Annotated in this window: 18 protein-coding genes; 9 read left to right on the forward strand and 9 right to left on the reverse strand. The window is 52.9% G+C overall.

Features of this window, described 5'->3' with window-relative positions; genetic code table 11:
• Positions 1 to 23 precede the first annotated feature (23 nt).
• From KOR42_RS04410 to KOR42_RS04425, 4 genes are all read left to right on the forward strand, one after another.
• Entirely contained in the window at positions 24 to 743 is a 720-nt protein-coding gene (locus KOR42_RS04410) for a class I SAM-dependent methyltransferase (RefSeq protein ID WP_146507390.1), read from the forward strand.
• A gap of 475 nt (positions 744 to 1,218) precedes the next feature.
• The gene (surE, locus tag KOR42_RS04415) at positions 1,219 to 1,920 is read left to right on the forward strand and encodes a 5'/3'-nucleotidase SurE (RefSeq protein WP_146507391.1); all 702 of its coding nucleotides are present in this window, start codon (positions 1,219 to 1,221) and stop codon (positions 1,918 to 1,920) included.
• Between the two features lie 278 nt (positions 1,921 to 2,198).
• Positions 2,199 to 4,886, forward strand: coding sequence for a PSD1 and planctomycete cytochrome C domain-containing protein (locus KOR42_RS04420; protein ID WP_146507392.1), 2,688 nt, complete (start codon positions 2,199 to 2,201; stop codon positions 4,884 to 4,886).
• A 76-nt stretch (positions 4,887 to 4,962) separates the two neighbouring features.
• Complete coding sequence (locus KOR42_RS04425; protein ID WP_146507393.1) at positions 4,963 to 6,402, forward strand: DUF1501 domain-containing protein; 1,440 nt, start codon at positions 4,963 to 4,965, stop codon at positions 6,400 to 6,402.
• A gap of 39 nt (positions 6,403 to 6,441) precedes the next feature.
• Here KOR42_RS04425 and KOR42_RS04430 read toward each other — a convergent pair whose 3' ends face one another.
• The 4 genes from KOR42_RS04430 to KOR42_RS04445 form a co-directional block, all read right to left on the reverse strand.
• A complete protein-coding gene (locus KOR42_RS04430; RefSeq protein ID WP_146507394.1) occupies positions 6,442 to 7,641 on the reverse strand; it encodes an FG-GAP repeat domain-containing protein in 1,200 nt (399 codons plus the stop codon).
• A gap of 66 nt (positions 7,642 to 7,707) precedes the next feature.
• On the reverse strand, positions 7,708 to 7,935 hold the full coding sequence (locus KOR42_RS04435; RefSeq protein ID WP_146507395.1) for a hypothetical protein: 228 nt from the start codon (positions 7,933 to 7,935) through the stop codon (positions 7,708 to 7,710).
• 185 nt (positions 7,936 to 8,120) lie between these two features.
• Positions 8,121 to 10,256 carry a BatA domain-containing protein gene (locus tag KOR42_RS04440; protein WP_197440855.1) on the reverse strand — a complete coding sequence of 712 codons (2,136 nt, stop codon included), beginning with the start codon at positions 10,254 to 10,256 and terminating at the stop codon, positions 8,121 to 8,123.
• A gap of 44 nt (positions 10,257 to 10,300) precedes the next feature.
• Positions 10,301 to 11,239, reverse strand: coding sequence for a DUF58 domain-containing protein (locus KOR42_RS04445; RefSeq protein ID WP_197440856.1), 939 nt, complete (start codon positions 11,237 to 11,239; stop codon positions 10,301 to 10,303).
• A gap of 208 nt (positions 11,240 to 11,447) precedes the next feature.
• On the opposite strand from KOR42_RS04445, the gene sucD reads away from it, so the two are divergent.
• The 3 genes from sucD to KOR42_RS04460 all read left to right on the forward strand — a co-directional run bounded on the left by sucD (position 11,448) and on the right by KOR42_RS04460 (position 14,393).
• Positions 11,448 to 12,353, forward strand: a complete 906-nt coding sequence (gene sucD, locus KOR42_RS04450; RefSeq protein ID WP_146507397.1) for a succinate--CoA ligase subunit alpha — start codon at positions 11,448 to 11,450, stop codon at positions 12,351 to 12,353.
• 85 nt (positions 12,354 to 12,438) lie between these two features.
• Complete coding sequence (locus KOR42_RS04455) at positions 12,439 to 12,810, forward strand: EamA family transporter (protein ID WP_146507398.1); 372 nt, start codon at positions 12,439 to 12,441, stop codon at positions 12,808 to 12,810.
• 314 nt (positions 12,811 to 13,124) lie between these two features.
• On the forward strand, positions 13,125 to 14,393 hold the full coding sequence (locus tag KOR42_RS04460; RefSeq protein ID WP_231740636.1) for a fatty acid desaturase: 1,269 nt from the start codon (positions 13,125 to 13,127) through the stop codon (positions 14,391 to 14,393).
• 91 nt (positions 14,394 to 14,484) lie between these two features.
• On the opposite strand, the gene KOR42_RS04465 is transcribed toward KOR42_RS04460, so the two are convergent.
• The 3 genes from KOR42_RS04465 to KOR42_RS04475 all read right to left on the reverse strand — a co-directional run bounded on the left by KOR42_RS04465 (position 14,485) and on the right by KOR42_RS04475 (position 16,876).
• The gene (locus KOR42_RS04465) at positions 14,485 to 15,030 is read right to left on the reverse strand and encodes a hypothetical protein (RefSeq protein WP_146507400.1); all 546 of its coding nucleotides are present in this window, start codon (positions 15,028 to 15,030) and stop codon (positions 14,485 to 14,487) included.
• Positions 15,031 to 15,102: 72 nt separating this feature from the next.
• The gene (locus KOR42_RS04470; protein ID WP_146507401.1) at positions 15,103 to 15,285 is read right to left on the reverse strand and encodes a CPXCG motif-containing cysteine-rich protein; all 183 of its coding nucleotides are present in this window, start codon (positions 15,283 to 15,285) and stop codon (positions 15,103 to 15,105) included.
• 100 nt (positions 15,286 to 15,385) lie between these two features.
• Positions 15,386 to 16,876, reverse strand: coding sequence for an alpha/beta hydrolase (locus KOR42_RS04475; protein WP_197440858.1), 1,491 nt, complete (start codon positions 16,874 to 16,876; stop codon positions 15,386 to 15,388).
• 304 nt (positions 16,877 to 17,180) lie between these two features.
• On the opposite strand from KOR42_RS04475, the gene KOR42_RS04480 reads away from it, so the two are divergent.
• Positions 17,181 to 17,513 (forward strand): hypothetical protein, encoded by a 333-nt coding sequence (locus KOR42_RS04480; protein WP_146507403.1) that lies wholly within the window; start codon positions 17,181 to 17,183, stop codon positions 17,511 to 17,513.
• Positions 17,514 to 17,613: 100 nt separating this feature from the next.
• Here the strand turns inward: KOR42_RS04480 and KOR42_RS04485 are convergent, their stop codons facing one another.
• Complete coding sequence (locus KOR42_RS04485; RefSeq protein WP_146507404.1) at positions 17,614 to 17,877, reverse strand: hypothetical protein; 264 nt, start codon at positions 17,875 to 17,877, stop codon at positions 17,614 to 17,616.
• Positions 17,878 to 18,160: 283 nt separating this feature from the next.
• On the opposite strand from KOR42_RS04485, the gene KOR42_RS04490 reads away from it, so the two are divergent.
• The gene (locus tag KOR42_RS04490) at positions 18,161 to 18,712 is read left to right on the forward strand and encodes an RNA polymerase sigma factor (RefSeq protein ID WP_146507405.1); all 552 of its coding nucleotides are present in this window, start codon (positions 18,161 to 18,163) and stop codon (positions 18,710 to 18,712) included.
• Positions 18,713 to 18,934: 222 nt separating this feature from the next.
• Here the strand turns inward: KOR42_RS04490 and KOR42_RS04495 are convergent, their stop codons facing one another.
• A complete protein-coding gene (locus KOR42_RS04495; protein ID WP_146507406.1) occupies positions 18,935 to 19,456 on the reverse strand; it encodes a hypothetical protein in 522 nt (173 codons plus the stop codon).
• Positions 19,457 to 20,034: the final 578 nt, after the last annotated feature.

Consider the following 20,034-nt stretch of genomic DNA (forward strand, 5'->3'; position numbering starts at 1 on the left):
CAACACAAGGTCACGCTGAAACGATGCGCTCGAAATCTTCCGTTGAAGACATACGTGCTCGATTTGATGCTGATGTCGAGCGGTTTTCGAATCTTGAAACCGGTCAGTCCGCGACTGTCGATGCAGTTGTCTCGCTCGACTTGATTGCTCAAGCTGCCGCCGCCGTCAATCCGGAAGCAGAGTCGCTGCTCGATTTAGGTTGCGGGGCTGGGAACTTTACTCTCAGGCTTCTGGACACGGGAGTGCCGATTCGTGACGTCACGCTGATCGATCTCAGCCAGCCCATGCTTGATCGGGCAGTTGAACGGATTCAGGCGACTTCTTCCGCGCAAGTCTCAACCTTCCAAACCGACTTGAGAGAGTGGTCATTCCCGCAGCAGCAGTATGATGTCGTTCTGGCTGCGGCGGTCTTGCATCACTTGCGCTCCGAAGAGGAATGGAAAACAACGCTGAAGAGAATTTTCGAATCGTTGAAGCCCGGCGGTTCGTTCTGGATCTTTGATTTGGTGAACTATCAATCGACTGCCGTGCATCAATTGATGTGGGCACGATACGGTGATTACCTGACTCAGCTGAAAGATGCGGAGTATCGAGATCACGTCTTTGAATACATCGAAATCGAAGACTCACCTCGTCCGCTCTCAGAGCAATTGTTCTGGCTTCGCGACGTCGGTTTTGAGTCGATCGATGTTCTTCACAGCAACACCTGTTTTGCGGCTTTCGGCGGAGTTCGCCCGCTCTAAGAGCAGTCTGCTCTTTCCTGTGCTCTCGCTTGCACTGTTTCATCAGGCAAAAGGCTGAGTCTGCTCGTGCGAGTGGGGAAAACCTGAATAAGAAATGCTCGAAGGGCTTGAGAGGTCGATAGAATTGTGCCAACGATTCGCTGGACCGGCTTCAATTCCTTGCTCGTCGAACTTGCTCATCAGAAATGTTGGATTCTGGAAAATCATCAGGACGCCGGTGCCCGGTTCACGAAAAACAAGTCAAAGCGTGCTATAGACATGGGTGAACCGCGTTGACTGTTTTGCGTTCTGGTTGCTCGTGCGAGTTTGCAGCAACCGTTTCACAGCACGTTCTCGCCGTCGTTCAGAAATCGGGACGACGACAAAATCGGATTCATTGAAGTGACCCGGTTTTCTCCTTTCTTGTTCTTGTCCCAAGAGTGGAACCGGCAAGAATCGAGAAGTCGGGCAATGCAACAATCAATTGGAGTGAGTGGTGAAGTTTTTGATTTCGAATGATGATGGTTTTGATGCAGAAGGAATTCTGGCACTCAAGAAGGCGGCAAGTTCTTTCGGTGAAGGGACCATTGTCGCCCCGGATCAGGGGTATTCGGGATGCGGACATCGTGTCACGGACAAAGCTCCGATCCGTGTCGAATCGAGGCCGGATGACGTGCATGTGGTCTACGGAACTCCGGCGGATTGCACACGACTTGGATTGGTCAAACTCGTGAAGGACCCGGACTGGGTTCTCTCGGGAATCAATCATGGAGGAAATCTCGCTGGTGACATTTTCATGTCGGGCACAGCTGCGGCAGCACGAGAGGCAGCTATTTCAGGCAAAAAGGCGATCGCATTCTCCCAGTACATTCATCTGGAACTCAGTCCCCCCAATTGGGAACGCACAACTCTCTGGACTCGTCATGTTCTGAACGTGCTCTTCGACAAAGAACTGAAACCGGGCCAGTTCTGGAACGTTAACTTTCCCGCACTTCCCGAAGGAGATGTGACCCCGGAGATTGTTTTCTGTCGACATGACACGAGTCAGGTTGATCTGACCTACGAATGGTCCGCTGACGGGGCCATGTATCGCGGTGTTTACCGAGAGAGAGGACGTCGGCCAGGTTGTGATGTTGATGTCTGCTTCTCCGGAAAGATTTCCGTCACGCGGATTCAACTGGATGCGAGTGCTGAGTGATCGCATCGCGGATTGACGAAACGCTCGAGAGTTGAAATCGGAACAGTGATGTCCCTTGAAGCGATGGAGGGTTGCCGGAGAGAGGACGAAACTTGAGCGACAAAATGATCATTCGTTGCGATGAAACAGACCATAGAGTCAGGAAAATCGTTGGCGTCGCGGATGTGAATGGCTGGAATTTCGTGTTTGGGTTTTAATTCGACCGTTTCGACTGATAGAGTGGAAGCAGCACCCACCTGTGGAATGCGCTCCCTCCTGCGACGAGATGGTTCCTCACCATGCGAAACTCCACGCTGTCCCTCCTGACGTGTTTTCTTTCACTGGTCTGCCAAGCAGCTTCCGCTCAAGTTGACTACCTCGATGAGATCAAACCGATCTTCACTGAGAAGTGCATCAGCTGTCATGGTGCATTGAAACAGGAAGGTGGGCTCAGGCTCGATACTGCCCGAGCGATCATCCAAGGAGGAGACTCCGGTGAGATTGTCATCGCGAAGGTTCCGGACGAAAGCGAACTCTTATCGCGCGTCGAAGCGGAAGAAGACTATCTCCGAATGCCTCCCGAAGGAGAAGGGGAAGCTCTCAGCGCCGAACAGATCGCTGCTCTGCGGAAATGGATTCAGGCAGGCATGCCAGCTCCGGAGGATGAACAGGGGCAAGCGTCTCCGGAGAGTCACTGGGCTTATCAACCAATTGAACGACCTGAGATTCCCGAAGCCGATTCCGATTCTCTTTTACATCCCATCGATCGATTTCTCGCTGCGAAACGAAGCGATGTCGGTGTTGAAGCAGTCGCTCCTGCGGATGCATTCACACTTCTGAGGCGGATCTCACTCGACCTGACCGGGCTTCCTCCCACACCGGAACAACAACACCAGTTTCAGCAAAGCTTTTCTCCGGAAGCGTACGAGTCCGTCGTTAATCAACTTCTGGAAAGCGAACACTTCGGAGAACGTTGGGGCCGTCACTGGATGGATGTCTGGCGCTATAGCGACTGGGACGGATACAAGAATCAGTTGCGCGGAAGCCAACGTCACTTGTGGCACTGGCGAGATTGGATCATCGAGTCGTTGAACGCCGACAAAGGCTACGACCAGATGATTACAGAAATGATCGCTGGCGATGAACTGTATCCCGAACAGCCTGACGTTATGCGAGCGACCGGATTTCTCGCCCGCAACTATCATGTCAGTAATCGCAATATTTGGCTCGACTCCACAGTTGAGCATACCGCGAAAGCCTTTCTGGGGCTGACGATCGCTTGTGCTCGTTGTCACGATCATAAATACGATCCCGTATCGCAGGTCAGTTATTATTCGATGCGGGCGATTTTCGAGCCGATCAACGTTCGAACTGATCGGATCGCAGGGCAACCCGATCGCAAACAGAACGGGATTCCCCGCATCTACGACAAAGATCTGAAAGCGAAAACCTTCTTGTTCATCCGAGGCGACGAACGCCAACCGGATGAATCATCTCCGATCACTCCGGACGTCTTCAATTCGTTTGAGATCCCGTTTGATGTCACATCGGTCAGCCTCCCGGTGACCGCTTCCGTTCCGGCGTTGATCGAAACAGTCGAGCAGGAAGATATGGCGAGCGCGGATTTGAACGTGCAAAAGACGCGGGAAAAGTTGGAAGAGTTTGAACAAGTCGAACCGACGCTTGCGACCGGTGACTCGCAAAAGGATGTCCCTCCGGCTCCCGAGTTTCCGCAGAAGCTTGAGGACGATCACCTTGAAGCAAGTTACGCCGCCCGTGCTGCCGATTGGAAACGGCGATCGCTGAAAGCACGTTACGACGCAGAGAAGGCTCGAATCGACGATGAGTCGTCTCAGGCATTCAAGACTCTCGCAAAAATTGCTGCCAGGATTGAGCGTCGATCCGACGCAGCCCAAGCCCGACTCCAGACATTCCGGGCATGGCGAAAACTTCAGGAAGCGAAGGACGAAAAAGCGAGGAATTCGCTCATCACTGCACTCGACAAAGCCAGAGAGCAAGAACGCCAGAAGCTTAACGCTCTTTCAAAAACGGATGCAAAGTTTACTCCTGTTGGAGAGCGCTATCCGGAGACAAGCACGGGCCGACGAACTGCGCTCGCCAAGTGGATCACTCATCCCGACAACCCGCTCACCGCGCGAGTTGCTGTCAATCATGTCTGGTTGCGTCACTTCGGCACCCCGTTGGTTGCGAGTCCCAGCGACTTCGGATTGCGAGCGCCGCTTCCGGTCCATGCTGAACTGTTGGACTGGCTTGCGAGTGAACTGATCGAATCGGGGTGGAGCATGAAGCATCTCCATCGTCTGATTGTGACGTCCGACGCATATCAGCTCGCGTCAACTGGTGACCAACAACTGCTGGCGGACAATGAATCGATCGATCCTGAGAACGAGTATTACTGGAGAGCAAACGTTCGTCGCCTCGAAGCAGAGATTATTCGGGACTCGATGCTCTTCGTCTCGGGGCAACTCGATCAGTCTCTCGGAGGGCAGGAAATTGCACATGGAAAAGGTGAAGAAGTCTTCCGCCGCAGCGTGTACTTTCAACATGCCTACGAGAAGCAAATGCTGATGATGACAATTTTCGACGCCGCCAATCCTGCGGAATGTTATGAGCGATCGACAAGCATCATTCCGCAACAGGCTCTCGCTCTATCGAACTCGTCTTTGACACAGTCTGCGTCAAAGCATCTCGCGAACAAGCTTCATTCTCAAAGTCGTGATCGAGACGAATTCATCAACACGGTTTTTGAAAGTGTTTTGTGTCGACCATGTTCTGATGAAGAACGCGAAGCGTGTCGAGGATTTCTGGAGAAGCAGGAGAACTGGTTGAAGGAACAAAATTCTGAAGCGGAAGATCGCAAAGATTCCGCCGAGGGAGAAGACGCTCTCGCTGATCCAACTCTCCGAGCACGACAGAGTCTGGTCCATGTTCTGCTGAATCACAACGACTTCGTTTCTGTCCGCTAAACACGCAGCAAATCCTGACGAAGCGATCGAAGTTCGTGACACTCATTGAGTCAATTTGTTCCCCGGAGCGTTAAGTATGAATGCTGAAACACTCGCTCGACGAGCTTTCCTGCAAGACATGGGACTCGGTTTCGGAAGCCTCGCACTGGCAGCGATGACAGCTGAGGAGTCCTTGTCTGCGGAAAAGCTGACTCAACTGGCTCCACGAGCGAAGAGCGTCATCTGGCTGTTCATGATTGGCGGAACGAGCCACATGGAATCGTTCGATCCCAAGCCAGCTCTCAACAAGTATTCGGGAAAGACAATCGACGAGACACCGTATGCGGGTGTTCTGAAGTCTCCGTATCTCGACAACGAACGAGTTGTGGCCTTCGATCCGAACAATGGCTTCATTCGAAACGAAATTTATCCCCTACAGGTTGGCTTTCAGAAACGAGGCGAGAGCGGCCTTGAGATCAGTGACTGGTGGCCTCACGTCGCTGAGTCTGCCGACGACTTGTGTCTTGTTCGTTCGATGTGGACTGAAGACAGCAATCACGGGGCGCAGCTTCAATTTCATACCGGTCGTCATCGAGTTGATGGGTTCTTTCCAACCGTTGGAGCATGGGCTAACTATGGGCTCGGTTCACTCAATGACAACCTTCCGAAATTTGTGGTCATGGGAGATCCGGTCGCGGACTGTTGCGGAGGACAGGAAGCTCATCGGGCGAATTACCTGGGACCACAGTACGACGGAATTCCGCTCAACATTGATCCCAATAACCCGTTGCCGTATGCGACGCCGCCGAAAGGCGTCAGTCCGGAAGAGCAAAAGAGCGAGTTCGAACTCCTTCGACAACTCAATGGACTCACTGCCGCAACGTATCCGGGGGATGAAGCGATTCGCGCGAGAATGCGATCGTATGAACTCGCGTTTCGGATGCAGACAGCAGTTCCGGAAGTTGTTCGATTCGTCGATGAGACAGAAGAAACGCAGCGTCTTTATGGCTTTGAAGATCCCAAGGCCAAGGACTTCGGTCAAAAAATGTTGACAGCCCGAAGACTCGTCGAGCGTGGTGTTCGCTTTGTTCAGGTCTACCACGGAAGCAACGGAGGTGCTGGCCGGTGGGATGCTCACAAAGGGTTGAAGTCGGGCCATACCAACTTATGTCGAGAAGTGGATCAACCGATCGGCGGGCTTTTGAAAGATCTCAAACAGCGCGGGCTGCTCGACGAAACACTCGTCGTTTGGGGCAGCGAATTCGGACGAACTCCCGGATCTCAGCACTCAGATGGTCGAGACCATCATCCCTACGGGTTCACAGTCTGGATGGCCGGAGGCGGGATCAAGGGAGGAATCGCTCACGGAAAGACGGACGAAATCGGCTTCCATGCCGTTGAGAATCGTCACTACGTCACCGACATTCATGCGACCGTTCTCAGGCAACTCGGTCTCGATCACCGCTCGCTTGAGATCCCCGGACGCAAGCGATTGGAGAAAGATTTCGGTCACGTCATCCAGGAGGTCATTGCTTAGGACGTGCTTCAGAGAACTTGGGAGAAAACAGGACGAAGTTCATTCGTTCATGCGGTTTTCGTACCAGACGACATTCTTGCTCGACTGACCAGCCACGACGAGATCGATGTCCCTGTCGCCGTCCATATCGATGGACCGGATGTCGTAAGCTGCCTGAGCATTGTCGAGTTGATGCGTTCGGAATTTTCCTGAACCATCGTTTTCGAACCATGCTGTTGTCATGGAATCCTTCGCGCACGTCGCTGCGTCAATATCTCCATCTCCATCGAAATCAGCGACGGCCAGACAGTGAGGAGCGATTTGTCCATTCCCGAAATTCGTTCGTTTCATGTCGGGACCAGCGAACCAGCACAGACCGGTTCCGTGTCCGCGCGATGCGAGCACATCGTTTCTTCCATCTCCATTCACATCGACGACGAACAGGTTCGTGGCGCCGGGTTCGTCATTCGAGATCAGATGCTTTGACCATCCCGTCGTCGTGGGATCGACAGGTGCTTCCCACCAGGCAAACCAGTCGCCCGATCCCGGTTCTGCCATTGGTCCCCCTTTGGCTCCCGTGAGAATGTCCGGTCTTCCGTCGTGATTGACATCACCGAGACCCAGATAATGACTGAGGCCGGGAGCATCTTTATCGGCGGGGATGTAGCGTTTCCAGGGTTGTCCTGTTTCGACTCCGATGCGGTCGTACCAGACAACGGATTCCGGAAAATCCCCAACGGGCTGCGCGCTGTTCGCGATCAGGTCAGCGTGTCCATCGAGGTTGACGTCCCCGACGAGAAGCCCATGAATTCCGTGGACCTGATCATCGACGAGATGCCATTTCCAGTCTGCACGAGCTTCCGATTGCTTGCCAGGGGCATTTTCGTAACCGGGATTTTCAAGCCATGCAATGAGTCCGGGATTGTACCGTGCGCAGATGTAATCGAGATCGCCATCCCGATCGACGTCCATTGCTTCGGAGTGGATGCACCGTTGCTTTTGGTTTTCGTAGAGGACGACGTGCTTCCAGTCAGGTGCGATATGCAGATGAACTTTTCCGTCGCTGTGACTGATCACGTCGACGATTCCATCGCCGGTGAAGTCTCCAGCAATCGCGGTCTGACAACTGCCACCTTCATAGAGAGTGTGTTTGATCCACGCGGTTGGATCGCCTGCATGGAGTGGTGTGTCGAGAATCAGCCCGGAAACGAAAGCGACAAGCCCGGAAACGAAAGTGACAAGAAGTGTCAAGCAACGCATAAAAGTCCTCGCGAGCAGAAGGGACCGCACGCCGGCGATGAATTCGCCGGCGGGTCACCTATCTGACTACAGCGAAGAGCGAATTTCAACCATAGCGAACAGTGCGCTCGCGACACCGGAAGCAATCGTCAAGCTGGTTGCGATCGTCTGCATCAGATAGCTGGCAGGTTCCGATTGAGTGATCGCTGGACGTTTCGGGACACGGCGTCGAACGCGAGAGGGTTTACCGCGAAGGTCGTTGCATAGACCTTCGAGAAAAGGTAACCCCACATGGAGGTCAGGTGATATTGTCATCGGTCTCTCCGAATTTGGTGAGTGGTGGAGGGGACGAACACAAACGCTTTCGTCCTACACTCTCAATCGGAATCCCGTGAGTGCTTGATGCAATCTTCAGAATAGAGAAGCGGCGGAATCTGCAGATCGCACGACGACTTTGATTGCTGGGGGCTTGCTGTCAATTGGGGCAGCTGCAACAGCGCTCACGACTGTGTCGAGAAAACCGATCGTCCCGCACGGCGCTGCATTGAACCGGATATCACGGATTCAAGGATCAGAACAATCAGCGCAGCCAGGAGGAGCCATTGCCAGAGTCGCTGGCGAGATTCGAGTTCCCGATTCATCAACTGTCGACTGCTCTCCGGGCTTTCCTCCTCCGCCAAGAGTGCGGTTGTTGCGGAAGTGATCGGAAGCCCAGCTGCTTCGAGCGACTCGAACGAAACAAGGTCGAGTCGCGATTCGTCGGGATGAAGATTGATCGCAATTTCGTGGGCGTTGCCTTCGGTGAGATCAGCTTTGGACTCGGCAAACATTCCGATTCCGGCCTTCTCCAGCACAAGAGGAGAGTCGTTGGTCACACGAACCGGGGCGTCTTCCGGTTCCTGAAACCAGATTTCTTCGAGAGAGGATTTCAGCAACGCCGGAGTGAGTGAGTCTCCAACATAAAGTTGCGGTTGTTCTTCGACGCGGTTTTCGAGATGTTCGAGGAGGCCATTCATGAGCGGGACGAATTTGCTCCACACAGCCAGATCACTTTCATCTCTTCCCCATCCTGCCGTCATCAGAATGAGTTGTCGATTGCCGATCTCCATGAGAAACGGTTCACCGTCTTCAAAGCTGAGGAGAGGCTGTGAATCCGGGAACGAATTTGAGTCGAATGACCGAAACCCATAGAATCGGACTTTGGTGAAGTCTGCGTAGCGGGGATCATCGAAAGGGGCGAGTGCCGGATGAGTCAGGTCGACGTCTCCGATCATTGTGTAATCTTCCGGAGTGACTTCCGTGACCGGGCTGGGTGACAACTCCAGCAAATCATAAATCTGCGACCCTTGCTCAACGGACGTGGCGACGAATATTGCAGGGCGGCCGGATTTGATCGAATCCCGAAGCCAGTTGACCTGCTCTTCATCGCAATTTGTACCAATGAGCGTCATCGTGATCTCTGGATCGTTGACATCCGGAGGGCTTTCGAGGCTCTCCCAGTCTGTGACAGTTACCTGTCGGTTTGGAGTCGAAGGGAACATCGGTTCGACAAAGAAACGCAACCCCTCTGGTCCTTTCGCATCTTCGTCGCCGAAATACAGAATCTGCACATTCCACGGAGCGGCCGGAGCGACATAGCTGACGTTATCGAACTCGACATCATCGCCGGTAAGAAGCAGCTTGTGGGCTGTGATTCCCTCTTCAATTTCCGGTGCCCGCACCACTTTCGACTGGCCGGGAGGAACATCGACTCGCGTCTTCGACGGAGATCGATCACTGATTGGATCTTCTAAGTTTTCAAGATGATCACGATCCCATTGAAGATCGAACGTCTCGCTTTGAGCGTTCTTTGAGGATTGAACACGAAGTCGAAGATCTTTGTCGTTGGCGTTTGTTGCGGCGATGATATGGGCGGTCGCGTTGGTCAGCGTGTTTTCAAGTTCAATGATTCGGGGTTCGATATCGACTCCTTCCGGCCATTCATAGCCGCGCAGAACTTCCCAGTGACTCCCTTCCTGAAAGTCGGAGACGACGACAATCTGTCGGCGGGAGATCTTTCGCTCGCTGTTTTGAGCGAGAAGATCGGCAGCGTAAATCAGTGCATCACCTAACTCGGTTCGTCGTTGAGTCGGCTTGAGTTCGGACAGCCTTTCCTCGGCGGTTGACTGGCGACTGTCGGCGGGCAACTCCTGCCAGTCTTCAAAGCTGATGAGCGAATTCACTTGTTGGTCGAAAGTCAGAAGACTCACAGAATCGCTGGCGGAGACTGAACTCAGTAGCTCGTTCACTTCATCGATCGTACGCTGCCATTGATCGGAGTGGGTCATGCTGGCTGATGTATCGACCAGAATTGCGAGACGCCTGCCGACATCTTCCTGTGCGAGGGATTCCTGATGGGAGCGGAAAAACGGACGGGCAAACGCGAAAGCCAGCAGGAACAGCGCAAGTCCTCGAAGTAGCAGCAGGAGGAGATTGTCGAGCCGGCTGCGTTTCGTCATCCGAGGGGGCGACTGTTCGAGAAACATTAAGCTTCCGAAAACCTGTCGCCCTTGCGGAGTTCTCCGAATCAGATGAAAGACGATCGGCAGGGTCACAGCCAATCCAGCCAGCAGGTAAAGCGGAGTCAGGAAACTCATGGAGACCATCCGTTTCGTGTTGTCTCAAGGTCGTCTTGGAACCGTCATTGCCGTCGAGTTTGAGTGACTCGCAATCGCGTTTCCAGAAAATCGAGCATTGCGATTTCGATCGGGGAATCTGTCGTCAGGCGAGAAACATAAATCCCGAGTCCGTCACAAATCGCAGAGACCTGATCGAGGTGTTCCTGCAGCCGTTTTTGATATTGCGACCGCGCTTGCTCTGGATCGACGAAAAGTTCCTGACCGGTTTCTGCATCGAGAAAGACAGCAGGTTGGTCGAAATCGAAACTCATCTCGGTGGGATCGAGAACCTGAAAGACAACCACTTCATTTCCCCCAGCCCGCAAGTAGCCAAGGCGAGACTGCAGCACATCGACATTTGTCAGAAAGTCCGACATGACGACGAAAAGTCCCCTCTTGCGGACCCGTTCCGCTGCTTCTTCCAAAGCGGCATTAATTCCCGAAGAAGTTCCTTCCGGAGCGGATTCGAGGCTCGTCAGCAGTCGGCGGAGTTGTCCAACTCGAAAACGGGCGGGAATGAATTCATCGACCTTGTCGGAAAAACGAAACAGCCCAACGGCGTCTCGTTGCTGCGTGAGAAAATAGGCCAACGTCGCAGCGAGTGTTTTTGCGTAATCTTCTTTCGAGTAGCCGAGCGATCCGAATGTCATCGAACGGGAATTATCGACGATGAGATGGCACCGGAGGTTGGTTTCGTCTTCGAATCGCTTGATGTAATACCGGTCAGAGCGGGCAAAGAGTCGCCAGTCCAGATAGCGGAGATCGTCTCCAGTCGAGTATTGCCGGTACTCCGTAAATTCTACTGAGAACCCATGATACGGGCTGCGATGGATTCCGTTCATCAGCCCTTCGACAACAGACTTCGCCCGCAATTCGAGCGACTTGATCTGCATCAGCGACTGGGAATCGATGTACGAGGGGGGCGGGTACGGACGCGGTTCAGAACTCGAAGAACTTGGCATTGCCACACTCTCCTCGACAGGGCTTCATCTGGTCTTCAATATTGTAATGACTCCACAATTGATCCGCGAACAGATCGAACTCTTTTCATCGCTTCCGTCCGGGTGGTGTCTCCTCTAAACTGCCAGTGCACCCGAGTTTCTGAGGAGCGTCTCCTCAGGGATGAATCGCACTGATTTCTATCCAGTATCCCCAAGTTCAAGCGAATCCATGGCTATTCTCGTCGACAAAAATACGAAGATCATTACTCAGGGAATCACCGGTCGAGCGGGACTGTTTCATTCTCAGAAGTGTCGCGAGTACGCCACAGAACATCGTCCGGGCGAGTCTGTTTTGGTCGGTGGAGTGACTCCGGGAAAAGGGGGCGAGGAAGTCGACGGATTTCCCGTCTATGATTCTGTTGCAAAGGCAATTTCGGAAACTGGAGCAAATACCTCACTCATTTTCGTGCCGCCTCCGTTCTGTGCCGACGCGATCATGGAAGCGGCCGACGCGGGAATTGAGCTGATTGTCGCCATCACTGAAGGCATTCCTGTGCTGGACATGGTTCGAGTGAAGAAATTCCTCGCTACAAAGCCGAATTCACGGTTGATTGGTCCCAACTGCCCCGGAATCATCACTCCCGGTGTTGCGAAGATCGGAATCATGCCGGGATACATTCATCAACCCGGTTCCGTCGGGCTGATCAGCAAGAGTGGAACACTCACTTACGAAGCTGCCTGGCAACTCGGAAATATCGATCTCGGACAGTCGACAGCTGTCGGAATCGGGGGCGATCCGATTATCGGGACGACGTTTATCGATCTGCTTGAAATGTTCGAAAACGATCCGGAAACCAAGTCGATTCTGATGATTGGTGAAATCGGTGGAGACGCCGAAATTCAGGCTGCGGAATACATTCAAAGCAACGTTACGAAACCCGTTGCTGCCTTCATCGCCGGAAAGACAGCCCCTCCTGGCAAACGCATGGGACACGCAGGAGCGATTATTTCTGGAGGAAGCGGAACCGCTGAAGAGAAAATCAACGCCCTCGAAAAAGCCGGTGTCGAAGTGGCGGCAAGCCCGGCGGACATGGGATCAGCGATGAAGCGAGCGATCGAAAAGCACAATTCGTAGCATCGGCCGCGTGCCCTCAGCTTCCAACGGAAAATCCCCGTCGTGAGTTGTCCACTGCTTCGTTCAACAAGTGGAGGAAACCGAGTTGGATCGATGGGTTGTTGATGCCATCCTGGCGATGTTGTTCGCCGGAGTGACGGCAGTGATCGCGAAGCAGGGACTCGAAGGCATCTCGAGCAAATGGGGGCTTGCCGTTCGGACGATGTTCGTTCTTGCGACAGTCATCGCGATCGCCTTTTTTCGTGTTCCGGTCGCGGAGGTGAAGTCGATCAGGTGGTCACCTGTCACCTTCCTCAGCTTCTCGGCAGCCATGACCCCTCTGTTTGGACACTTCTATTCTCGAGCCATTTCGAACCGAAAATTCTCGACGGTCACAGCCATCGATAAGGGAAGTTTCATCGTCGCTGTGCGACTGGCCTCGATGATTTGGATGAGCGAATTTCCTCGCAAACAATGATCGGCACGACGCTGATCTTCGCGGGTTTGGCCATCGTGGTACTTCAGTAAAAGTTTCAGTACGACGAAGATCGTTTGCATCTCCGTTGATGGAATTCCACGGCGAGGCACTTGACGAAGCGGGGGCAAACATGCAGACTCGGTATTCAACACTCAATGAGGAAGTCGAGGCGGATTGACCTGTTCCCAGCCTCTCCATGATCGCGACAGCGCGGGTCTCTGCTGTTGCAGCGACAAGAAAACAGTTGCGTCGATGTCGAGTCGATGCGCTCTTTCCTCAACAAACATCACCCCTTCGAGATCGGTGTATCTGACATGGAATCGGTGAGCGCGACGAAACCTGCGGACACAAATTTCAAACTCCGCTTTCATCCCCGTGTTTTGGGAACGGCCGCACCGGTCTTTCCTGGATTCGAAATTGATATTTGCGATCGAGTGACAGACGAGGAAAAACCGGATGCTGTCTGGCATCGCGATCGTGCGAAGAAAATGCTCGCTGCGCATCCGGAAATCAAAGAGTTGTTTGGTCCGACCCTTTCGACAGGGTATTGGTGCGTCCTCGTGAGCAGCTTGCAAGTCGTCATGGCATGGCTTGTTTGCAGCCAACCACTTTGGGTGACGTTCGTCGCTGCATATGTGATTGGATCGTGGATCAACATTAATCTGTTTCTGTTGGCACACGAATGTAATCACCATCTTGTCTTCAAGTCAGGCAAGTGGAATCGCTGGTTGTATACCTTCACGACGCTTCCGATGTTTCTTTCTGGCCATCACACGTGGTGGGTGGAACATCATGTTCACCACAACGATATGGGAGCTACCAAAGACTTTATTAAACGGCGGCGAAGTTTCTTTTTGGCCACCAAAATTAAAGACTCGATGCCATACACCCGCGGTCCCTTGTACGACTTCTGTTCCTGGGCATTAACTCCGCTCTTCTTCCCGTATTCCGGGATCATGTTGATCACTCAAGTCTTGCGATCAGCCGTCGGATTGGTCGTCTACTTCGTGAGCCTTCCGTTCCGTCGCCGTCTCGATCCGAGCGATAAAACACTGGCGATTCTGGCGGACGAGCATCTCGTCAGCGGCTATCAGCGATACGGAATTCGTTTGTGGGGTGTGATTTATCCGATTCTCAGCCTCGGACTTGTCGGCGGCCTGTTCTTCTTTGGGGGTTGGAAAGCTGTCCTGTACCTGTTTTTAAGTCAGCTGTTCATGACGGGCTTCCTGCATCCGTTGTTGTTCGGAATGATCCTGAGCAACTCGCATTTCCATGGACACAAAGAGTATCAACCGTCAACGTCTTATTACGGATGGTTAAACAAGATCAGCTTCAACTTTGGACTCCACACCGAGCATCATGATATCTCGGGAATCGCCTGGAGCCGATTGCCACAGATGTGCAAAATGGCCCCGGAGTTTTATGACGATCTCCTCAAGACAAACTCGTACACCAAGCTCGCGTTTCAGTTTGTCTTCTGTCCAAGAGACCAGTTTGAATTGCGCTTCGACAACGAGATTCACCGTAACACGGAAATCTTCACTGAAGAACCGTCTCAGAATCCGGCTCCGGTTTCGACATAAACCTTTGAAGACAGTCGGGCTTCTGCGGGACGTTGTTCTGCCGAGCAGATCGTGAGTCTCAGAACGAGACGAAGAAACGCCGTCGACTGGACTATGCAGGACTGTCCAGTCCGCGTTCTTTACGAACGGCAAGCACTTCCTGATAAACCTGATCCACAAGCTGTGAGTTCAGGCTGATCGCGTTGTACTGAATCACATTCACGATGAGATTGGCAAGCAGAGTCGTCAGTGCCAGCGTGAAATGAATCTTGTCCGCGTAATTCATTTGCGTGTTCGAAGCGGGGTCGGCAACCGCTCCGAAGGCTCCGGTCGTCAGAATGAGAATCAGGCAAAGCATCATTCCCGGGAGGACTTGGTACTTCAACTGAATGTTCCTTCGACGGGCCGCTTCGTCGAAATGGTACGCATCGCTCGTTTCCTGAATCCAGCGACCCGTTCCCATGAAGTACGTCAAAACGATCGCGTGGACGAGCAGTGCGAACGAAGCCGCAGCGAGGGCGAACAGAAAATGAATCGAGACATGCTGCCGTGCCACTTCAGAAAGTGAACTCGCGTCTTCGATTCTCCATCCGAGATAGAAGGTGACAAAGAGCGCACTGTTGCCCAGTAATGCGAGAAACAAGAAAATCTGGTTCACGAAAATTCTCCAATATGACACCCCTGTTTCGGATGTCGAAATCATCAGGTGATGACTCGCTTGTCAGACGATTCACTCGCGGTCTGCTCGACAGGTGATCGATCCGTCTGAGTTGATTTCAACGACGATCACCATGGGACAACAGCAGATCGGGCAATCTTCGACATACTCCTGATTTTGTCCCTGACTCAAATCGATTGGAATCAGAATCTCCTCGCCGCAACTGGCACAAACGTAAGTTGCTTCATCGTCCATTATGTCGCTCCCGAGACCGAAAGAGCATCATAGTCGCTTGTCGAGAATGCGATAGCGGTCTGTTCCCGCTCGCAAAGCTTTCTCCTGCAAGAGAGAGCGATTACTGATTCTGAAACTTTCGGTACTGATCCGCAATCTGCTGGTCGATGCGTTGATGAAGCCCTCCCTGGAAGAGATTCATGTGATCGCGACCTTTGAAGAGAGTCACTTCCGCATCGCTTCCGAGACCGTCGAGCGTCTCGTCGAGAAGAACCGTCGCCCCTTCGAGATAGAAGTTATCAACGTCGCCCATGAAGACGTGAATCTTCCCGTTCAAGTGAGGGCTGAGGTCCGACCAGTCCTCTTTCAGAATCAGGCTGATGTCATACTTTTTCCACGTCTCCGCCACAGATGTGTCGATTTCCCCGGTCTTTCGATCCCAAAGCGGGAGCGGATTCCCATCGTCCCCGCGCGGGCTGAAAACGGCCTCAAAGCTGTGAAGCTGTCCTCCGGGACCGAGCACGTATTCCATATCTGAAAAGTCGTTGTACCAGATCAGAATTTGACCTTTCATGCGGGCGAGCGGACGTCGTTTCCCGTATTGGTCCGTGAACATGTTTTCCCCCGGCTGATAGAGATTGATCCGTTGGAAATCTCGGAAGTCGACCGGATCGGGCGAAGTGCTCCAGACACCCCCAAACACTTCCGGATAAGCGACTTGCAGCCACAAGGAACTCCAGCCTCCGGAAGAGTGCCCCGTGAGGAATCGACCATATTCGCGGGCGTCGGTTCGAAAGCGGCGATCAATTTCGGGAATGAGTTCTTCAACCAATGCGTCTCCCCAGGGACCATTGTTTTCAGAATTTGCGAAAACGTGGTGACCGAGAGGGCACTCCGGATCGAGCATCACCTTGATGAAGGAAACGCCGTCCGTGTTGGTTGGAGGTGCGAGAAGTCGGTTCCATCCGTAGCGGTAAGTTCCCCCGAATCCCGGAATCTCGTAGATCACGGGATAGCGTTTGTCCGGATTTTGATCGTAGTCCTCAGGGACAACTACGGACGCCTTCAAAGAGACCGGGCGTTGATGGAAGTCGCTAAGCAGCTGGGACTTAAGCTCAACAACGTGCACGCGGTCGTTCTTTGCGACTTCAACGGGGGGAACGATCTTGTCGACCGTCAATAACGTGACTTCTTGTTCGGAGAGTTCGGAAACATCGCTGTAGGCGTTTCCGGGACCGGTTCCGACGGTCCGCTCCCAGGGATTGAGTCGAACGACCGCCTGAGCGGATTGCCCAACGAGAGACGAGAAATCGACATCCCGGGGAAACTTCAGCAGTCCCGGAGTCTCTGGGGTGAGAGTGACCGTTTTTTCAGGTGTCCAGTTTGAAACATCGAGAGAAATGATCGGTTCTGGCCGAAACCAGTTCGGGCCGTTTCTGGGCTCTGACTGCCCCGACGTAAAGAAGACATAGACCCGTCCGGAAAAATTCTCGACTCCGAGGTTCGGGGCGAGCTTGATTTGGATTTCCTGGGTGCGGGCTGCATCAGGCCAGAGGAGGAAGAGTGCGGAGAATGCGATTAAGCATAGAACCAGTCGAGAGATACGACGCATAGAGTTCGTTTCCATTGGGGATGAAAGTCCGTCTCTGAAGCTGTGACGAACTTCGTCGCTGTCCAGCTACGTTCAGAAATTCTCAAAATTCCTGTCAGAATTGACGAACCTTTCCAGGTGGGAATGAGTCACAAAGCGTAGAAGAAAGTATACACCTTCGCACGGGACTCGTCTTTCTTTCGAGCCCTTGAGAAAGTACTCTTTCAGCCACAGCTGATGATCATCTCGTTCGATGTACTCGTCGGCGAGTTATTCTGTTTATGTGTTTTCCAGAGACTGCGACACGTTCGCAGGAGGTGCAATTATGACACAGCACATCACCACAACCGGCAATCAAGTCCACGGAACCACTGGCAACGTCCATGTGCAAGCCGTTACAGCCGTACGTGAAGAGTGTGTCGTCGTACGCACAGACTCAGGAAAACGGCTATCCAAACGCCCCAAGGATTGGTCGCGCTTTTATCAAAGCGGCGACGGATCCGAGTGTTGTATTGAACACTCACAGATTGGGGAAGCTTGTCGTTACGCCGGGGCACTCCCGGCGCCCGCGTGGGCGGCGATCTCAATGTACCGAATGTCGGACATGCCGAGGTCGACCTCGCGGAGCATGAATGCCAGTAGCTCGATTTCCTTATGAGGAAATGTTGAACCCTCGCCGGATTCGTTCGGCGGAATTTGTTCAGCCGTTTCTCATCGGCCAGTGATTGGAAATCAGCCTGAGCGGTCCACGTGACCATTCAGTCTTGAAGCCAATTGCTGTCCGTCCGGAAAGCTGTCGTCGACTCATTCACGATCCTGTGTTCGAGAATGGGACTTCTAACAGCTTTTCGGGATGGCAATTTCCCACTGACGTTCACCTCAGCGAGTGCTCCATCTCCGCCACTTTCGGAGTCATGGTCATTCGCTGTCGTCGTGGGTCGACGCACTCTGTGTTCTCGCAGACCGGTCAGTTCGGACAACTGCGTCGACCATCCTTCTCCAATTCGAGCGTTACCGCTCATTCACCCTTAGCGGACTCCCTGTACTCACACACTTGTGTCGGGAGCCAACACAGACAGGAAGTAATCATGGAAATCGTCACAACCTACGTTCAGGTCCCACACGTAATGAAACCCTGGCGACTTGTACGACGATTTGAACGCGCTTCCTTTAAGAGAGAGCGCGATATCAACAAAAGGTTCGACATCTTCTACTAACAAAAACGAGAGACCGTCCAACAGTTGTCTGATGAAACGGACCGACCGGAAAGTCTCATGACGCACCCATATGATGGGGAGGCGATAAATGACCGAGACGTTGAGATTGGATTTGGTGACCCGGGCACAAACCGGTGACCGTGATGCCTTCGGGGAACTTGTTCAAGAGTACCAGGGGATTGTTTTCGCAATCATCTTTCGTCGATTGCGAAACCACTCCGAGGCTCTTGAAGTGACTCAGGAAGTCTTCATGCGAGCTCTTCGAAAGATCGATCAGCTTCGTGAACCTGAACGATTCGAAGGATGGTTGAAGCGCATCGCGGTGCGAATGGCCATCAATCGAGCTGTTCGTCGACCGAAAGAAACCATGCAGACTCCCGAGGCTTTCGGAGGGCTGACTGGTTCCCGTCAGGCACCAATTGAGGATGTGTTGAAGTCTGAACAGGCGGGACAAGTTCGGTCAGGCTTGTGTCAGTTGAGACCCATGGATCGGGAAACGCTGTTGGCGTTCTACTTTGAGGGACAAACCTTGAAGGAGATGAGCGAACGGTTCTCGAGTCCAATCGGAACGATCAAGAGACGGTTGCACACAGCGAGAAATCGATTGAAGGAAGCGCTGTGCGACTTGCAACCTGCGTAAGAGAATTGAGAGTGCGCTGTCCGGATCAGTTCTGCTGTTTCGGGCGCGCACCTTGATTCTGACGCGAGTCATGTCAAAGAGAAAAGCCCGTCGAACTGAGTTCGGCGGGCTCTTTTTGTGTTTTCAGTTTGTGTATTGATGCGAAGCAACGATTGGGTGATCGGCAACAATGGATCGTGTGAAGCAGTCAGGGTTTGCGATGAAACCTTTAAGGCGATGCGATCACGAGCAACCTGTTCGCGGCAGCATTTCCCACTCTTCGCGGACCTTGCGAAGACCTTCTGAGCAGAGTTCGAATTCCTGGCTCAGTCTGCGCAAAACACCTGAGCGAGGTTCTTCAGGTTCTCCGGAGAGTTGGCTCGCCAGATAATAGGATCGCTTTCCCTGGGCCTGATAGTCGATCATCGCATCTTTGCGATCGAGAGCTTTCAGTCGCTTGAGACCTTCGGGATAAACCCCGGTCCAGAACAGTGTGAAGTCTCCAATGTGCCGGTGAATCTCTGCTTTCGGTTTGGAAGTACACTGCTCCGCTTCCATCATCATCTCAGCGACTTCTTCGAGTCGCCTTCCGACAACATCGCGAACCTTGAAGATGACATCCACTCGCGTGAACCGAACAAGCATGTCGGAGAGATAATCGATCAGCGGGGGATCGGCGACGCCAAACTCGACCTGAAAAGTCTGCTCAGTGACCGCAGCAAAGAGATTTCGCAACTGATCACTACCGGAAAGTACACGTGGCATTGTGTTCCTCCTCTTCCGTGTTCGTCGGATTCGACTCCCGTAACAGGTGTGTGTTTCAGCGAGGCGTGAATCGTTTCGAGGTGAAATCGTTAGCATTTCTGACGAAATTCACCAAGTTCAATTTCTCAAAGTTGTCTGCCAAGCCCAAAATTGTACGTCCCGAGTCTCGAGCGGTGGCAATTTTTGCCGACAGAATTATCAACTCGGGAGACATCAGCAACTTTGCATGTTGAACCGCTATAAGTGTTTGCGCCATCGATTTCTTCAAGCAAGTCGTTACAACCCGCAGCGTTTCGGTGACGCGGTCAAACCGAAAGCAGGGCGATGATTGCGCAGATCCCTTTTGTCGTTCGACAGGCATTCCCCAGTTCTCCGTCGCGTTCGACGATATCAATGTGGGGATTTCAAGTTTTTGTTTGAGATGACATTCTTGCCCCCCTAGAATCAAGGGCATGTTGCTCTTGCCTGTGCACTCGCGTTGGTCAGTTTGAAATGGATTTCACCCTGTTCGTTAGTGTGAACTCGGGAAGACCATTACCAGAACTGCACTCAATGATGTCATGAAGAGCCGGTATCGG

The organism is Thalassoglobus neptunius (assembly GCF_007859735.1).
Lineage (GTDB): Bacteria > Planctomycetota > Planctomycetia > Planctomycetales > Planctomycetaceae > Thalassoglobus > Thalassoglobus neptunius.

Excerpts from the sequence above, each read along its gene's own strand:
- KOR42_RS04425 (WP_146507393.1), top strand. The coding sequence starts at position 4,963 with ATGAATGCTGAAACACTCGCTCGACGAGCTTTCCTGCAAGACATGGGA.
- KOR42_RS04420 (WP_146507392.1), top strand. The coding sequence starts at position 2,199 with ATGCGAAACTCCACGCTGTCCCTCCTGACGTGTTTTCTTTCACTGGTC.
- KOR42_RS04470 (WP_146507401.1), bottom strand. The coding sequence starts at position 15,285 with ATGGACGATGAAGCAACTTACGTTTGTGCCAGTTGCGGCGAGGAGATT.
- KOR42_RS04460 (WP_231740636.1), top strand. The coding sequence starts at position 13,125 with ATGGAATCGGTGAGCGCGACGAAACCTGCGGACACAAATTTCAAACTC.
- KOR42_RS04495 (WP_146507406.1), bottom strand. The coding sequence starts at position 19,456 with ATGCCACGTGTACTTTCCGGTAGTGATCAGTTGCGAAATCTCTTTGCT.
- KOR42_RS04480 (WP_146507403.1), top strand. The coding sequence starts at position 17,181 with ATGACACAGCACATCACCACAACCGGCAATCAAGTCCACGGAACCACT.
- KOR42_RS04440 (WP_197440855.1), bottom strand. The coding sequence starts at position 10,256 with ATGAGTTTCCTGACTCCGCTTTACCTGCTGGCTGGATTGGCTGTGACC.
- KOR42_RS04445 (WP_197440856.1), bottom strand. The coding sequence starts at position 11,239 with ATGCCAAGTTCTTCGAGTTCTGAACCGCGTCCGTACCCGCCCCCCTCG.
- sucD (WP_146507397.1), top strand. The coding sequence starts at position 11,448 with ATGGCTATTCTCGTCGACAAAAATACGAAGATCATTACTCAGGGAATC.
- KOR42_RS04485 (WP_146507404.1), bottom strand. The coding sequence starts at position 17,877 with ATGAGCGGTAACGCTCGAATTGGAGAAGGATGGTCGACGCAGTTGTCC.
- KOR42_RS04435 (WP_146507395.1), bottom strand. The coding sequence starts at position 7,935 with ATGACAATATCACCTGACCTCCATGTGGGGTTACCTTTTCTCGAAGGT.
- KOR42_RS04410 (WP_146507390.1), top strand. The coding sequence starts at position 24 with ATGCGCTCGAAATCTTCCGTTGAAGACATACGTGCTCGATTTGATGCT.
- KOR42_RS04490 (WP_146507405.1), top strand. The coding sequence starts at position 18,161 with ATGACCGAGACGTTGAGATTGGATTTGGTGACCCGGGCACAAACCGGT.
- KOR42_RS04475 (WP_197440858.1), bottom strand. The coding sequence starts at position 16,876 with ATGCGTCGTATCTCTCGACTGGTTCTATGCTTAATCGCATTCTCCGCA.
- KOR42_RS04430 (WP_146507394.1), bottom strand. The coding sequence starts at position 7,641 with ATGCGTTGCTTGACACTTCTTGTCACTTTCGTTTCCGGGCTTGTCGCT.